We start from the raw sequence: 14,530 nt of genomic DNA on the forward strand, positions 1-14,530 counted from the left end.
AAAGCTCTTCAAGTTTTGCGGAACCGCCTCGCCTTTGCCGTGTTTGCTGGTAAACTTCCGCTTGTTGAGTCCGGGCTATTCCGCCCGGGCAGGAAGGGCCGATGACGGAACGCCCCATTTCCAGCGGCGATCGCAGCCTGGCCGGGCGGCTTGCCTTGAGCCGGCTGGCAACACGGGTCTCGATAACGGTCGAGCGCGGGTGGCCGCTGCTTCTGCCGCTGCTCATCGTCGTCAGTCTGTTTCTCAGCCTCTCCTGGCTCGGCCTCTTTCCCCGCTTGCCTGATATTGCGCGCATTGTCATGGTCGCCGCGTTCGGCATTGCCACGCTCGCGGCGCTCTATCCGCTGCGTTTCTTCAAGCTTCCATCCGCCACCGAGGTCGACCGCCGCATCGAGGCGGCCAACCAGTTGCAGCACAGCCCGGTGTTGGTGCAGACCGACCGTCCGAGCGGCAAGGAGAGCATCTTTTCCCAGGCGCTGTGGCGCGAACACCAAAAGCGCATGGCCGAGAAGCTTGGCAGCCTCGGCGCCGATCTGCCTCGCACCCGCGTGCCGGAGCGCGACCCTTGGGGGCTGCGCGCCGTGGCGGCGCTGCTGTTGGTTACCGCTTTTGCCTTTTCCTTTGGGCCGTCCGGCGGCAGGGTATCCGATGGTTTCCGCGCCCATGCGGCGCGCGACGTCGTGCCGCCGCGCATCGATGCCTGGGTGACGCCGCCGGCCTATACCGGCAAGCCGCCCATTTTCCTGACCACGCCAGTTCTCGATGGCAACACCAAGCAGGCAACCGCCACCTTTACCGTGCCGCAAGGCAGCGACGTCTCGCTGCGCGTCACCGGCGGCTCCGGCGAGGAAACGCTCAACTTCGCCGACAAGAACGGCAACGCTCGCGCCATTGACCCGACCGGGCCGCAGGCCGCCGCCGTCAAGGCAGCAGCAGTGAACCCGGCAACACCCAAGCTGCGCCAGTTCACCGGCAAGCTGACCACCGACGGCACGCTGACGCTTAAATCGGGCGAAGCCGATCTCGGTCAGTGGGCCTTCGCCGTGATCCCCGACAAGCCGCCGACCATTAGCTTCGTCGGCGAGCCCAAACGCGCCGTCAACGGCGCCTTCGAGCTCAACTACCAGATCGACGACGACTATGGCGCGGCCACCGCCAAGGCGGTTTTCGCGCTGGCCGATCCGGCCGCGCCCGATGCGCATCCGCTCTACGGCCCGCCTGAAATGCCACTGACGCTGCCGCGTCGCGGCGGTAAGGCGAACGCTGCCAAGACCACCAAGGATCTCACCGAACACGTCTGGGCTGGGGCCAGAATCAAGCTGTCACTTGTCGCCACCGACGATGCCGGACACACCGCGACCAGCGAAACCAAGACTATTGTGATGCCCGAGCGGCCCTTCGCCAACCCGCTGGCGCGGGCCGTGATCGAGCAGCGCCGTCTGCTGGCGCTCGATGCCAATGCCAAGCCGCGCGTGCGCGAGTTGATGGACGCGATCACGCTTCGGCCCGAAGATACTTTCGCCAACATGTCGCATTACCTCGCCATCATGAGCGCCCGCAGCCGGCTGAAGATGTCCGACAGCGACGACCAGCTGCGCAACGAGGTTGCCTATCTCTGGGAAATCGCGCTCGGCATTGAGGAAGGCAATCTCTCGGCCGCCGAGAAGCGCCTGCGCCAGGCGCAGCAGGCGCTGCAGGACGCCATCAAGCGCGGCGCCAGCGACGAAGAGATCGAAAAGGCGATGAAGGAGCTGCGCGAGGCGACGAACGAATTCCTGCAGGAATTCGCCGAACGCGCCAAGCAGAACCCGAACGCGCCGCAGATGCAGCAGAACGGCCGCGAGCTGCGCCAGAGCGACATCGACCGCATGATGGACCAGATCGAGAACCTGGCGAAATCGGGCGACCGCGACAAGGCGCAGGAGCTGCTGTCGCAGCTGGAAAACATGATGAACAACCTGCAGGCTGGCCGTCAGCAGCAAGGCGGCGAGCAGGACAGCGAGATGCGCCAGCAGATGGACAAGCTGGGTGAGATCATGCGCCGCCAGCAGGAGATGATGAACGACACCTACCGCATGGACCAGATGCAGCGCGGTCAGGGCCAGCGAGATCAGGACCAGCAGCAGGATGGCGACCAGCAGCTCGGCGGACAGGATGAGGACAAACCCGGCCTCGGTGACGATCGCGATCCGCTTGCCCGCAAAAAGCCAATGACGGCGCAGGAATTCGCCGATGCGATGAAGCAGCTGCAAGAAGGCCAGGGCCAGTTGCAGAGCGAACTCGACAAGCTGAAGAAGGGCCTGGAAGGCATGGGCATGCAGCCCAACGAGGGATTTGGCGATGCCGGCAAATCCATGGGCAATGCCGAAAAGTCGCTTGGGGAAGGCGAAGGCGACCAGGCAGTCGGCCACCAGGGTCGCGCGCTGGAGGCGCTGCGCAAGGGCGCCAAGGAGATGATGAAGCAGCTGCAGGCGATGCAGGGCGACCAGGGCGGTAGCCAGGAAGGCGGCCGCCAACAGGACGCCGACCGCGATCCGTTGGGTCGGCCACGCGCCAGCCGCGGACCCGATTTCGGCGATTCGGTGAAGGTGCCCGACGAGATCGACGTGCAGCGCGCCCGGCAGATCCTCGAAGCAATCCGCAAGCGGCTCGGCAACGCGCTCAGCCCCGACATCGAGCGCAGCTACCTTGAGCGGCTGCTGGAGCTCAAGTAGCCTCCAGGGCAATATCCTTCGAACTGAATGGTATCAGCGCCATGCCGAAACTCGGGGCCGTCACGCCCATCCTGCGCATCTTCGACATCGCCAAGGCGCGCGAATTCTATCTCGACTTCCTCGGCTTCGAGGTCGAGTTCGAGCATCGCTTCGACGACAATGCACCGCTTTACATGGCGGTTGTTCGCGACGGCTGCGTCCTGCATCTGAGCGAACATCATGGCGACGGCGCTCCAGGCATCGCCATGCGCATCAACGTCGAGGACATTGCGGCGCTGCATCGCGAACTGATCGGCAAGAAATACCGCTATGCCCGACCAGGGTTGGAAACCACGCCGTGGGAGACCCGCGAGGTATCGGTTGGTGATCCCTTCGGCAATCGCCTGCATTTCTACGAGGATGCGGCAAGCTAGGCAGTTCCAGGAAAGAGCCGTTCCAAATCGGACCTGTTGACGAAAGCGTCGCGGATCGCTTCCTGCATGCCGTCGATCGCCTCGCCTGACGCGCTCGGGTTGCGGTGCATCACCACATTCGAGGAATCGATGTGGCCGAACCCATCGGCGGCGGTAAGCTCGCGACAGCCATCGGGAATGTTGCTGCGCGAGATCGGCGCGATCGCCAGGCCAGAGGTGACGGCGAGCTTCAGACCGCCGGTGGTGTCGCTGGTATAGGCGACACGGTAGGCCAGCCCACGCTGCTCCAACGATTTGATGGCGAAGTCCTTGCACCAGCCGGCCCGGTTGTAGAGCGCGATCGGCACCGGCCGTTCCTCATGCATGTGATGCAGGCTCGATGTCACCCACACCGTCGGATCGTGCATCAGCACCTCACCACCGCCAGGATCCTGCCATTCGAACACCACGGCGAGGTCGAGCTCGCCGGCAGCCAGCGCCGCCAGCTGTGTGCCCGAATGCGCGTAGCGCACCGTGACCTCGACCTTGGTGTGGCGCTTGGAGAAGGCGCCGAGCGCGCGCGACAGGATGGCGTGGCCATATTCCTCGGGAATGCCAATGCGCACCGGCCCGCCGAGCGGTGCCGCCGCCATCGAGGCCGCCGTCTCGTCGAGCAGCGAGACGATGCGGCGGGCATTGACGATCAGCTCGCCGCCACGGCGCGTCAGCGCAACACCGCGCGAGCCGCGTTCGAACAGGCTGTCGCCGACCAGCTCTTCGAGCTTCTTCATCTGCATCGACACAGCCGACTGGGTACGGCCGGCCTGCTCCGCCGCCCGGGTGAAATTGCCCGCTTCGGCAATGGCGACGAAGGTACGCAGGAGATCGCTGTCGAGGGTTGGCCGCATCGAATCCGTCATAAGAAAATTTGATCGCTGGTATCATTCCAATTCGTTTGCAACATGTCAAACGCCGGATGATAGTCAGCCTACCCATTGGATATGCGGCCGCGAAATCGGTTGCGGACCAATCAAGAGTCCTCACTCATACCCGCTGCCCGAAACGGTGGCGGGTTCTTTTTACCCCGCAGCCGGGCGGCTGCGGGCAGGCAACGCAAGGGGCCAGCAAGACGACATGCGCAACCGGATCGTTCTCGGCATCATCAGCCTGTGCCTTGGCGTGCTGGTGTTCTCGCTCCAGGACCCGCTGGTCAAGGCGGTGTCGGGCGGCTATCCCGTCACCGAGGTGATGTGGATCCGCTCGATCGTGGCCTTGCCGATCCTGATCGTTCTCGTCCACGCCGATGTCGGCCTGCGGGCCATCGCCTCGAAGCGGCTTGGTCTGTTGACGATCCGCGCCTTCATCCAGTTCAGCTCCTACACCGTCTACTATCTGGCGATCGCCGCTCTGCCGCTGGCCGACGCGGTGGCGCTCTATTTCATGGCGCCGCTGTTCATCATGGCAATGGCCGGACCCTATCTTGGCGAACGTGTCTCCTGGCAGACGCTGACGACCGTGCTGATCGGCATGCTGGGCGTGGTCGTGATGCTGCGCCCGGGCGCCGGCCTGTTCGACTGGGCGGCCTTCTTGTCGCTGGGTTCGGCGCTGCTCTACGGTTTTTCGCAGCTGATGGCACGCAAGATCGGCGACACCGAATCCTCCACCGTCATGGCATTCTACCAGAACGGCGCCTACCTCGTGGGTGCTGCCGCGGTTGCCGGCTCATTCTGGCTTGCCGGCGTTACCCACGCGGTCCATCCCAGCCTCGAATTCCTGGTGCGGCCATGGGTCTGGCCGACGACACCGGATTTCCTCAAGATGGCCACTTGCGGCTTCGTCGCTTCGGCCGGCATGATCCTTTTGTCGCAGGCCTACCGGCTGGCACCGGCCAACCGCGTCGCCACCTTCGAATATACAGGCATCATCTGGTCGCCGCTGTGGGGCTTCCTGTTCTTCGACGAGGTGCCGCGCTCGACCACCGCCATCGGTGCGGTGCTGATCATTGGTGCCGGGCTGCTCGCGCTCAACACCGAGCGGCGCAGGAGCACTGGCCCGGTCCTTGCTGCAAGCCAGGATGCCGCGTGAGGCGTATCAGGCGAAGCAGGCCAGCGCCTGATCGACCCGCGCGCGGATTTCGGCCAGCGTGAACGGCTTTTGCACGACATCGATAATGATGCCGTTCAGCTCTTCGGCGCGCTCGCGCTGATCGGCATAGCCGGTCATCAGCAGGATCTTCATCGCCGGAAAGAGCCTGACCGCGGCGATCGCCATCTCTATGCCGTCCATCTCCGGCATGCGGATGTCGGAGACGACGAGGTCGTAACCGCCGCCCGCCGCGCTGATCATCGCCAGCCCCTGTGCGCCGTCTGCGGCAATGTCGATAGTGTGCCCGGCGCGTTCGAGCGCGCGGGCGGCGAGGGTGCGGACGGACTCATCGTCCTCGACGATCAGAAGCTTTGCCATGGGCCGGAATTTGGCGGGCAAAAGTTGACTTTTTCTGAAAATTTGAAACGTCGGAGGTCTTTTCTCAGGCGTCGCCTTTCACGACGCCGACAAACGGCAATTCGCGAAAAGCGTGAGCGACGTCCATTCCGTAACCGACGACGAAATAATCGGGACAATCGAAGCCGACATAATCGGCGTTGAGCTCGGTCTGGCGGCGCATGCGCTTGTCGAGCAGCACCGCGATAGCGCAGCTTTTGGCGCCACGCGACAGCATCAGATTGCGGGTGAAGGACAGCGTCTTGCCTGATTCGAGGATATCGTCGATCAACAGCACGTCGCGGCCGGCGACCTCATTGTCGATGTCGCGCAGCACCCTCACCTCGCCGCTGGTGGTGCCGGCGCCATAGCTGGAAATGAAGATGAATTCGACCTCTGGCGACAGCCCGACATCGTGCATGGCCCGAATGAGATCTGCAGCAAAGATGAAGGAGCCCTTCAGCACGGAAATCACCAGCAGGTCGTGATAGTCGTGCTCGGCGATCTCCTTGGCGAGTTCAAGATTGCGCCGCGCGATCGCGGACGCCGAAAACAGGACTTCGATGTCCTTGCCGCGCACAACTGGCATCAATAACCTTTCCGAGAGATCGTCGCCTAGCCGGCGAAAGTGACCGAGACGGCCTTTACACCGTTTCTAGGCACGTCGAGACGGCTGGAAAAGCCGAATCTTTCGCCGGGTGCCAGCGAACGGTTGGATGTCCCCAACGTATAGCGCGTGATGCGGCTGTCATTGCCGGTGACGCGTATCTCCAGTGGCGGCAATGATCCCGCCTTCACACCGTCATTTACGGCCTCGCCATCCACGAACAGAACCGGGGTGGCGCCGGATGAATCGACGCGCGAGGTGACGCCGGCAATGGTAAGCGCGGCGCCGGCCGGCTGCTCAGCCGCAAGGAATGGCGTCTGGCGCACCAGAGCGTGGCCGCCCGAGACCCAGAAGGCGGCGAGTGCCGCCCCAACGCCGGCGATCCAGAAGATCGGCCCGCCACGGGAGGCCGGCGGCCGCACCGTTGCGGCTTCCGGCTTGCGCAGCATGTCCATGCCTTCGATCGACGGCGTGGCCATGCCCCGCGCCGGCGACGACGCGGCCTCCACGCTTGGAACCAGGCGGGGCAGCACCTCATAATCGGCATCGACGATGTCGGTCGCCACAGGACGCAATTCCGGCGCGCCATTTGTCCACAGCCCGGTCATGATTTCGCCGGAAACCGGGCGCGCGGTTCTTTGGTCAGCCATCACGGCCCCGCTGTTCGCTCTTCGTTTCTTTTGCGTAAATGGAAATGGTTAACGCTTCCCCACCGGAACTCTTGTGACGCATTCAAAAACAGCGAAAATTAACCGACGGTTAACCATGGCGGCCGATGGTCGTTGGACAGAAAGGGCTGGCACGCCGCCGCCATACATTTCAGGTCGTCGCACGTGATCCGCTTCGAAAATGTCGGCCTCCGCTATGGCATGGGTCCGGAAATCCTCCGCGACATCTCCTTGCACATTCCGGAGAGCTCCTTCCAGTTCCTGAGCGGGCCCTCCGGCGCCGGCAAGACGACGCTTCTGCGCCTTCTGTTCATGTCGCTGAAGCCGACACGCGGGCTGATCACCATCTTCGGCAAGGACCGCTCGCGCATCTCGCGCGCCGAACTGCCGCATCTGAGGCGCCGCATCGGCGTCGTGTTCCAGGACTTCCGACTGCTCGACCACATGACCACCTATGAGAATGTCGCCCTGCCGCTGCGTGTGCGCGGCCGCGAGGAAGCGAGCTATCGCACCGACGTCACCGAACTTTTGAAATGGGTTGGGCTTGGCGAGCGCATGCACGTTCTGCCGCCGGTCCTGTCGGGCGGCGAAAAGCAGCGCGCCGCCATCGCCCGTGCGCTGATCGAACAGCCCGAGATCCTGCTCGCCGACGAGCCGACCGGCAATGTCGACCCGCCGCTGGCGCGCCGGCTACTCAGATTGTTCATCGAGCTCAACCGCCTCGGCACCGCGGTGGTGATCGCCACCCACGATCTCGGCCTGATGGAGCAGGTCGACGCGCGCCGCATGATCCTGGCCGGCGGAAGGCTTGACGTCTATGACTGACTTGTCCGCCGAACAGCTGCATGAAGAGGCCGCCCAGCCGGCGACGACGACGCAGCGCGTCCAGCGCCGCATGGCGCCGATCGTGCCGGCGCAGAACATTGCCGGCCGCGCCTTGGTGCTGGTCATCGCCATCATGACCTTCCTGTCTTGCCTGACCTTCGGCGCCGTGACGCTGGTGCGCGACACCGCCTCGGTGTGGGAGAACCAGATCTCGCGCGAGGCAACCATCCAGATCAAGCCTGTCGACGGCCTCGACATGGAGGCCGCCCTTGCCCAGGCGTCGCAGATCGCCGGCGAATTCCCCGGCGTGAAGGCGACCCGGATCATCGACCGCGATGCGACGGCGCGTCTGCTGGAGCCGTGGCTGGGCTCGGGCCTGAACATCGACGAACTGCCGGTACCGCGTCTGATCATCGTCACCATCGACGAGACCAGCCCGCCCGACTTTGCCGCCATCCGCGCGGCGATCACGCCCAAGCTGCCCAGCGCATCGCTCGACGATCATCGCACCTTGGTCGACCGGCTGGTCGCCATGGCCCGCACCACCGTCACCATCGGCATCGCCGTTCTGGTGCTGATGCTGTCGGCGACGGTGCTGACGGTGGTGTTCGCCACCCGGGGCGCCATGGCCGGCAACGGCCATATCATCGAAGTACTGCATTTCGTCGGCGCCGAGGCGCGTTTCATCGCGCGTGAATTCCGCTGGCATTTCCTCGTCACCGGCATGAAAGGCGCTGCCGCCGGCGGCGCCGCCGCGATCCTCGTTTTCATCGTCTTTTCCTGGTGGTCGTCGCGCAACATGGCAACGCCGCAGGCCGACCAGGCCACCGCTTTGTTCGGCAATTTCGCCATCGGATCGGCGGGTTATCTCGGCGTCGGCCTGATGGTGCTGGTGATCGGTGGGCTGACGGCGGCGACATCGCACGCCACCGTCGTTGCCTATCTCAGCGACATCGACGTCCGCCAGCCGGACGCGGGCTGAACCATGGAGCAGAAGCGAAAACAGTTCGGGGGCCTAGGGACAGGAACACCGGGGCGATCACGGATCGAAAAACGACGTAACGTAATGTGCGCTTTTTTCCTTATCAAAGCGGCATTTCAGGATTAACCATAGGATGATGGACGCGCGGAACTCGACCGGGACGGCTGGACAGATGCCAGTGGTGGGTGCGCGTTCGCACGTGCGCACCGGCCCGAGCCGATTGCGGACAGCACTGCGTCTCGCCTCCCTCTGTCTGCTGCTGCTGGTGGCGCTGTTTGCCGGCGGCTTCGGCTGGTTCGCCAGCAAGGTCAGCCATATGACCACGCCCGCCAACCCCGCCAAGGCCGATGCGATCATCGTCTTGACCGGCGGCCAGGCACGCCTCGACGCCGCACTCGATCTGCTTGCCTCCGGCAAGGGCGAGCGGCTGCTGATCTCAGGCGTCCATCCCTCCGCCAGCCGCCGCCAATTACAGGCCGCGACCGGCGGCGACAAAGCGCTGTTTTCCTGCTGCATCGACATCGACCGCGCCGCGCTCGACACGATCGGCAATGCCGAGGAAAGCGCCAAATGGGTGGAGAGCCACGCCTATGGCAGCGTCATCCTCGTCACCAACAACTACCACATGCCACGCAGCCTCCTGGAAATGGGCCGACTGCTGCACGGCGCCAGGCTTGAACCCTATCCGGTGGTCAACACCAACCTCGACAATGGCGACTGGCTGACCAAACCCGAAGCGCTCCGCGTGCTTCTGACCGAATACAGCAAATACCTGCTGGCGCTGGCGCGCGGCATCGTCCCGATCCGCCAGACCCCTGACAGCGTCGCGCTGGCCGAGGTTTCGACCGCGAAGGACTGAGTCGATTATCCCTCGGCCGCGCCGTCCGAGGCGCCGCGCAGCCGCGCAATCTCCTGTTCGAGCCGCTCAATCCGCTTGTCGCGTTCGGCAAGTGCGGCCGCCACGTCGGCAGCCTCGAAACGCTGCGGAATGTGTTGCGGACAGTTGGCATCCCAGGCCGAGACGGTGAACAGGATGACCTGCTCGGGTCGCGCCTTGTAGTCCTGCGGCATCAGCTTTGCCAAAAGCTCGGCATCGTTCTCGACGACGCGCGCCGTGCCCCAGATCTTGACGCGCTGCCGATGCGCATAGTCGATCAGGAACAGGAATGCCTGGTTGTTGTCGGCAAGGTTGCCCTGGGTGATGAACTGCCTGTTCCCCGAGAAGTCGGCAAAGCCGATGGTCTTCTCATCCAGCACCTTGAGGAAACCGGCAGGCCCGCCGCGGTGCTGGATATAGGGCTGGCCCTCACCATTGGCGGTCGACAGGAAGACGCTTGTCTGCGCCGCGATGAAATCGGCGAGGTCCGGCGTGATATGGGCGCGCCAGCCGCCACGCTCCTCGGCGCTTGCATAGCCTTTTCGCGATCCCTTGCGGGTTTGGATCGCCTTGACTGTCGGCGTGAAGGCGACATCGCTGGTGAAGGTATGGGCATTCATGGAAGCCTCCGCTAGGCCGAACCTCTGGCCGCTGTACACCAGAGATAGAGACTTCCAAGTTTTGGATGTAGATGGCATATACGTAACCCGCCCTTCCAATATTCGGAAGAAACTATGGATCGCCTCGAAGCCATGTCGCTGTTCGTCGCCGCCGTGGAAGCCGGCAGCCTTTCCGCCGCCGGCCGCCGATTCGGCATCCCGCTGGCGACGGTCAGCCGCAAGGTTTCCGACCTCGAAAAGCATCTGAAGACGCGCCTGCTCAACCGCACGACAAGACAGCTGACGCTGACCGATGCCGGCCAGGCCTATCTTGCCGCCTGCCGGCGCATCCTCGGCGAGGTCAGCGAGGCCGAACGCACCGCCGCCGGCGAATACAGCACGCCGACCGGCGACCTGTTCATCACCGCGCCGATCGTCTTTGGCCGCCTGCACGTGCTGCCTGTCGTCACCGAGTTCCTGGCGGCCTACCGCCAAGTCAACATCCGTCTAACGCTGGCCGACCGGATTACCCAGCTGGCGGAGGAACATCTCGACCTCGCCATCCGCATCGGCGAGCTTGCGCCTTCGAGCCTGGTCGCCATCCGCGTCGGCGCGATCCGCCGCGTCGTCTGCGCCAGCCCCGGCTATATCGCCGCGCACGGCATGCCACAGGCGCCGGACGATCTGGCTGCACATGAATGCATCAGTTTCGAGGGGCCCCCGGCGCTCGCCAGCTGGACCTTTGCCGGCGGCAAGAGTGAGCTCATCGTCCCGATCCGCTCGCGGCTGAGCGTCAACACCGCGGAAGCGGCGATCGATGCCGCGATTGCCGGCGCCGGGGTGACGCGGGTGCTGTCCTACCAGATCGCCGACGCGGTACGCTCCGGCGTGCTCGTCCCGGTCCTGCGGCCCTTCGAGCCGCAGCCATGGCCGGTGAGCCTCGTCCATGCCGGCCAGGGCCTGCTGCCGGTGAAACTGCGTGCCTTCCTCGATTTCGCCGCCCCGCGGCTGAAGCAACGGCTGCTGCAGGCGACGTGGTGAGCTGAGGCGGACTGCGGATCGATGGCAAGCCGGGCCATATCAGGCCATTGCGGCGTTTCCTTTTTGTCTGCGCTTGGTGTAACCAACGCACACCTCCTCAACAGGCCCTTCCCCGCATGCTCTATATCCGCTCGCTGGCGTTCAACTTCGTCTTCTATGTCAATCTGATCGTCCAGATGATCCTCTGGACCCCGTATTATTTCCTCTCGCCGCGCCACCGCGCATGGTTCGTGCCGAAATTCTGGTCGCGCACCAGCCTCTGGCTCTACGCCAAGATCGCCGGCACCAGGAGCGACATCACCGGCGTCGAGAACCTGCCGGAGGGCTCCTTCATCCTGGCACCGAAGCACCAGTCATTCTGGGACGCGATCGCTTTCTTTCCGTTCCTCCACGACCCGCTTTACATCCTGAAGCGCGAGCTCACCTGGATCCCCTTCTTCGGCTGGTACATCCTGAAGATGCGGATGATCCCGGTCCATCGCGGCAGCCGCTCCAAGGCGTTGAAGCAGGTCGTTGCCTCGACAAAGCAGGAAATGGCGCGCAACCCCCGCCAGCTGATCATCTATCCCGAAGGCACGCGCCGCGCGCCGGGCGATGAGCCGAACTACAAATACGGCATAGTCGAACTCTATGCGCAGCTTGGCGTTCCGGTGGTGCCGGTCGCCCATGTCGCCGGCCTCTATTGGCCGCGCCGCAAATTCCTGCGCTTTCCCGGCACCATCAAGGCCCGCTTCCTGCCGCCGATTCCGCCCGGGCTCGGCAAGGACGAATTCATGGACCGGCTGATCGGCGAGACGGAAGCCGCCTGCGACCAGCTGCTCGTCGAGGCGTCACAGGCGCCTAACTCGCCGTCGATGCCGCCGACGGCGGTCAAGCGACTGGCTGAACTCGCCGCCGCGAAGGCGAAGGCCTGATCTATTCAGCTTACGGCCACGCGGCCAATGCCGTGGTCACCACCAGCGTTGCCGCGAACACCAGATTGATGATCCGCGACGTGAGCGGCTGGCGCAGGTAGACGGCGAAAGCCGCGCCGGCGAGCAACCACAGCACATGGATGGCGACGATCATCAGGCCGAGAATCGCCAGCCTTGCCGGAACGCCGAGCGCATCGGCGCCGGCCGCCGTCGCGGAGCCGGCAAGCACGGCGGCAATCGCCACATAGGCCTTCGGATTTGCAACGGCGAGCAGGAAGCCGCCGAGGAAGGTTGGCAACACAGCGCCGCTGTCGCGTGCCGCCAGCGGCGGCGCCGTCGCTATTCTGAAGGCGAGATAGAGGATGTAGGCGGCGGAAGCGACCGCCAGCATCGGCGCAACCCCTGGCATCGAAGTGAGGATAGCCGTGATGCCGGTGGCCACCACCAGCAGCACAGCGACAGTGCCAAGAACGATACCCCAGGCATAGCGAAGCGAATTGCGCAGGCCGAAGGCCGCGCCTATTGCCGTCACGCTGATCGTCGCCGGACCCGGACTGCCCATGACGACGGTCGCCGCCAGCACCAGAGCCAGCAATTGCTGCCACGACTGGGAGAGAACCTGTCCGGCCATCTGGGCTTCCCGCACCTTGCTACGATGCGAGAAACGATATGTCGGGCGACGCAGTGCGTCTTGAACGATTGTGCGGCGGCACAAAGGCTAAGTTCGCGCGGCTAGGCGCTGGCCTTGTCCAGCGCAGCAAGATCCTCCGCGCTGAGCTTCAGCGATGCCGCGCGCACCAGGCTGTCCACCTGGTCGAGCGTCGTCGCGCTGGCGATCGGCGCTGTGATGCCGGGCTGCGCTATCACCCAGGCGAGCGCCACTTCAGCCTGGCTGGCCGAATGCCGCGCCGAGACATTGTCGAGAGCCGCCAGGATGCGCATGCCGCGCGCATTGAGATAGGCCTTCACGCCACCGCCGCGTTCACTTTTGCCAAGATCGGCCTCGCTGCGGTACTTGCCGCTGAGGAACCCCTTGGCGAGGGCGAAATAGGTGATGACGCCGATATCCTCCGCCGCGCACAGATCATGCAGCCGCCCGTCGAAGGAAGAGCGGTCGTAGAGATTGTATTCCGGTTGCAGCACGGCATAGCGCGGCAGCCCGCGCAGGCTGGCCACATCGAGCGCGGCGCGCAACTGGCCGGCGTCGAGGTTCGAGGCGCCGATATGGCGCACCTTGCCCGAGGCAAGCAGCTTCTGATAGGCGCCGAGCGTTTCCTCGTAAGGCGTCGTCGGGTCAGGCCAATGCGACAGATAAAGGTCGATAGCGTCGGTCTGCAGCCGCTTGAGCGACGCCTCAACCGCCCTTTCGATATGGGCGGCCGACAAATCCTTCTTGCCTTGTCCCATATCCGACCCGACCTTGGTGACGACAACGATCTTGTCGCGGTTGCCGCGGTTCTTCATCCATTTGCCGATGATCGTCTCGGACTCGCCGCCCTTGTTGCCGGGCACCCAGCGCGAATAGGAATCCGCCGTATCGATGGCGTTGAGGCCGGCGCCGGCGAACCGGTCGAGCAGGTCGAAGGAGGTCTTCTCGTCGGCGGTCCAGCCAAAGACATTGCCGCCCAGAACCAGCGGCGCGATGGAAAGGTCGGTTTGACCGAGACGACGTTTCTGCAAGATGGGGCTCCGTGATGCTGGCGGCGGCGGGCGAACCCGAATGCTTCGGGCCGCAGCTAAGCTAGGTCTCGCTGCGCCGAGGTCAAAGGCCTCAGCCAATTTTCCAGCGGACCAGCGCGTCACAAAGGCGCGACCTGCCCGCCTATAACCTCGCCATTGTCTACTGGCTTTGACGCCGGTATTCGCCGGGTGGCAGTCCGACTGTGCGGTTGAAAAGCCGGCTGAACGAGGCCGCATCCTGATAGCCGACCTGATAGCATATCTCCGCAACACCAAGCCTGGTGCTTTCGAGAAGCGTCTTGGCGGTCTCGAGCCGTTGGTCCTGAATCCATCGGCCGGGAGTCGTGCGCAATTCATCGGCAAACCGGCGCGCCAGTGTTCGTGGCGACAGGCCGAGCTGCGCGCCAAGCAAGGCAAGGTCGAGCGTTCTGAGCTGGTTTCTTGCCAGGGTTTCGAGGCGGTCGCGCAACGGCTCATGCAAGGGCAGCAAATCAGCCGCCATGCCGCGCCGTTGATCACCAGGGCACAGCGTGACGGCGCCATTATCGCCGCGCATTGCGGCGCCGGTTATTTCCTGGCCGATGCCGGCCTTCTCGATCGAAAACGCGCAACTATCTCCTGGTGGCTGAAGGACGATGCCCAGCGCCGCTTTCCGAAAGTGCGCTGGGACGCTTCCCGCGTCCTGGTCGGGGACGGTCGGATCTATACTTGCGGCGGTGGTTTTTCAGGCCTGGAACTCGGCAAGGCGCT

Annotated in this window: 16 protein-coding genes; 8 read left to right on the forward strand and 8 right to left on the reverse strand. The window is 64.2% G+C overall.

Annotated features, from left to right (window positions below; translation table 11 throughout):
* The first annotated feature begins 101 nt into the window (after positions 1-101).
* Complete coding sequence (locus tag ACWTU9_RS04125) at positions 102-2,714, forward strand: TIGR02302 family protein (RefSeq protein WP_455857210.1); 2,613 nt, start codon at positions 102-104, stop codon at positions 2,712-2,714.
* Positions 2,715-2,755: 41 nt separating this feature from the next.
* Positions 2,756-3,127: a glyoxalase superfamily protein gene (locus tag ACWTU9_RS04130; protein ID WP_455857211.1), complete on the forward strand. Its 372-nt coding sequence runs from the start codon at positions 2,756-2,758 to the stop codon at positions 3,125-3,127.
* Here ACWTU9_RS04130 and ACWTU9_RS04135 read toward each other — a convergent pair.
* The gene (locus ACWTU9_RS04135; protein ID WP_455857212.1) at positions 3,124-4,014 is read right to left on the reverse strand and encodes a LysR family transcriptional regulator; all 891 of its coding nucleotides are present in this window, start codon (positions 4,012-4,014) and stop codon (positions 3,124-3,126) included. The genes ACWTU9_RS04130 and ACWTU9_RS04135 overlap by 4 nt on opposite strands.
* A gap of 226 nt (positions 4,015-4,240) precedes the next feature.
* On the opposite strand from ACWTU9_RS04135, the gene ACWTU9_RS04140 reads away from it, so the two are divergent.
* The gene (locus ACWTU9_RS04140) at positions 4,241-5,191 is read left to right on the forward strand and encodes a DMT family transporter (RefSeq protein WP_455857213.1); all 951 of its coding nucleotides are present in this window, start codon (positions 4,241-4,243) and stop codon (positions 5,189-5,191) included.
* A gap of 6 nt (positions 5,192-5,197) precedes the next feature.
* Here ACWTU9_RS04140 and ACWTU9_RS04145 read toward each other — a convergent pair whose 3' ends face one another.
* The 3 genes from ACWTU9_RS04145 to ACWTU9_RS04155 form a co-directional block, all read right to left on the reverse strand.
* Positions 5,198-5,569 (reverse strand): response regulator, encoded by a 372-nt coding sequence (locus ACWTU9_RS04145; protein ID WP_454586202.1) that lies wholly within the window; start codon positions 5,567-5,569, stop codon positions 5,198-5,200.
* Positions 5,570-5,633: 64 nt separating this feature from the next.
* Positions 5,634-6,176, reverse strand: coding sequence for a hypoxanthine phosphoribosyltransferase (hpt, locus tag ACWTU9_RS04150; RefSeq protein WP_023673315.1), 543 nt, complete (start codon positions 6,174-6,176; stop codon positions 5,634-5,636).
* Positions 6,177-6,202: 26 nt separating this feature from the next.
* Positions 6,203-6,847, reverse strand: coding sequence for a hypothetical protein (locus ACWTU9_RS04155; protein ID WP_454573227.1), 645 nt, complete (start codon positions 6,845-6,847; stop codon positions 6,203-6,205).
* A 180-nt stretch (positions 6,848-7,027) separates the two neighbouring features.
* On the opposite strand from ACWTU9_RS04155, the gene ftsE reads away from it, so the two are divergent.
* The 3 genes from ftsE to ACWTU9_RS04170 all read left to right on the forward strand — a co-directional run bounded on the left by ftsE (position 7,028) and on the right by ACWTU9_RS04170 (position 9,528).
* Positions 7,028-7,687: a cell division ATP-binding protein FtsE gene (ftsE, locus tag ACWTU9_RS04160; RefSeq protein ID WP_112619244.1), complete on the forward strand. Its 660-nt coding sequence runs from the start codon at positions 7,028-7,030 to the stop codon at positions 7,685-7,687.
* The gene (locus tag ACWTU9_RS04165; protein ID WP_455857214.1) at positions 7,680-8,669 is read left to right on the forward strand and encodes a cell division protein FtsX; all 990 of its coding nucleotides are present in this window, start codon (positions 7,680-7,682) and stop codon (positions 8,667-8,669) included. The genes ftsE and ACWTU9_RS04165 overlap by 8 nt, the downstream gene beginning before the upstream one ends.
* Before the next feature lie 133 nt (positions 8,670-8,802).
* A complete protein-coding gene (locus tag ACWTU9_RS04170) occupies positions 8,803-9,528 on the forward strand; it encodes a YdcF family protein (RefSeq protein WP_454586204.1) in 726 nt (241 codons plus the stop codon).
* Between the two features lie 5 nt (positions 9,529-9,533).
* Here the strand turns inward: ACWTU9_RS04170 and ACWTU9_RS04175 are convergent, their stop codons facing one another.
* Positions 9,534-10,166, reverse strand: a complete 633-nt coding sequence (locus ACWTU9_RS04175) for a pyridoxamine 5'-phosphate oxidase family protein (RefSeq protein WP_455857215.1) — start codon at positions 10,164-10,166, stop codon at positions 9,534-9,536.
* Positions 10,167-10,280: 114 nt separating this feature from the next.
* On the opposite strand from ACWTU9_RS04175, the gene ACWTU9_RS04180 reads away from it, so the two are divergent.
* Together ACWTU9_RS04180 and ACWTU9_RS04185 are read left to right on the forward strand one after the other, a co-directional pair.
* Positions 10,281-11,186 (forward strand): LysR family transcriptional regulator, encoded by a 906-nt coding sequence (locus ACWTU9_RS04180; RefSeq protein ID WP_455857216.1) that lies wholly within the window; start codon positions 10,281-10,283, stop codon positions 11,184-11,186.
* A gap of 116 nt (positions 11,187-11,302) precedes the next feature.
* A complete protein-coding gene (locus tag ACWTU9_RS04185; protein WP_455857217.1) occupies positions 11,303-12,100 on the forward strand; it encodes a lysophospholipid acyltransferase family protein in 798 nt (265 codons plus the stop codon).
* A gap of 10 nt (positions 12,101-12,110) precedes the next feature.
* Here ACWTU9_RS04185 and ACWTU9_RS04190 read toward each other — a convergent pair whose 3' ends face one another.
* The 3 genes from ACWTU9_RS04190 to ACWTU9_RS04200 form a co-directional block, all read right to left on the reverse strand.
* A complete protein-coding gene (locus tag ACWTU9_RS04190; RefSeq protein ID WP_455857218.1) occupies positions 12,111-12,731 on the reverse strand; it encodes a LysE family translocator in 621 nt (206 codons plus the stop codon).
* Positions 12,732-12,832: 101 nt separating this feature from the next.
* A complete protein-coding gene (locus ACWTU9_RS04195; RefSeq protein ID WP_455857219.1) occupies positions 12,833-13,780 on the reverse strand; it encodes an aldo/keto reductase in 948 nt (315 codons plus the stop codon).
* A gap of 160 nt (positions 13,781-13,940) precedes the next feature.
* Positions 13,941-14,336: a helix-turn-helix domain-containing protein gene (locus ACWTU9_RS04200; RefSeq protein WP_455857220.1), complete on the reverse strand. Its 396-nt coding sequence runs from the start codon at positions 14,334-14,336 to the stop codon at positions 13,941-13,943.
* Positions 14,337-14,530: the final 194 nt, after the last annotated feature.

The sequence above is a fragment of the Mesorhizobium sp. 128a genome (assembly GCF_053848025.1).

Coding starts and splice junctions, on each gene's coding strand:
- ACWTU9_RS04140 (WP_455857213.1), top strand. CDS start 4,241: ATGCGCAACCGGATCGTTCTCGGCATCATCAGCCTGTGCCTTGGCGTG.
- ACWTU9_RS04145 (WP_454586202.1), bottom strand. CDS start 5,569: ATGGCAAAGCTTCTGATCGTCGAGGACGATGAGTCCGTCCGCACCCTC.
- ACWTU9_RS04180 (WP_455857216.1), top strand. CDS start 10,281: ATGGATCGCCTCGAAGCCATGTCGCTGTTCGTCGCCGCCGTGGAAGCC.
- ACWTU9_RS04125 (WP_455857210.1), top strand. CDS start 102: ATGACGGAACGCCCCATTTCCAGCGGCGATCGCAGCCTGGCCGGGCGG.
- ACWTU9_RS04175 (WP_455857215.1), bottom strand. CDS start 10,166: ATGAATGCCCATACCTTCACCAGCGATGTCGCCTTCACGCCGACAGTC.
- ACWTU9_RS04135 (WP_455857212.1), bottom strand. CDS start 4,014: ATGCGGCCAACCCTCGACAGCGATCTCCTGCGTACCTTCGTCGCCATT.
- ACWTU9_RS04170 (WP_454586204.1), top strand. CDS start 8,803: ATGATGGACGCGCGGAACTCGACCGGGACGGCTGGACAGATGCCAGTG.
- ACWTU9_RS04130 (WP_455857211.1), top strand. CDS start 2,756: ATGCCGAAACTCGGGGCCGTCACGCCCATCCTGCGCATCTTCGACATC.
- ACWTU9_RS04185 (WP_455857217.1), top strand. CDS start 11,303: ATGCTCTATATCCGCTCGCTGGCGTTCAACTTCGTCTTCTATGTCAAT.
- ACWTU9_RS04190 (WP_455857218.1), bottom strand. CDS start 12,731: ATGGCCGGACAGGTTCTCTCCCAGTCGTGGCAGCAATTGCTGGCTCTG.
- ACWTU9_RS04200 (WP_455857220.1), bottom strand. CDS start 14,336: ATGCGCGGCGATAATGGCGCCGTCACGCTGTGCCCTGGTGATCAACGG.
- hpt (WP_023673315.1), bottom strand. CDS start 6,176: ATGCCAGTTGTGCGCGGCAAGGACATCGAAGTCCTGTTTTCGGCGTCC.
- ACWTU9_RS04165 (WP_455857214.1), top strand. CDS start 7,680: ATGACTGACTTGTCCGCCGAACAGCTGCATGAAGAGGCCGCCCAGCCG.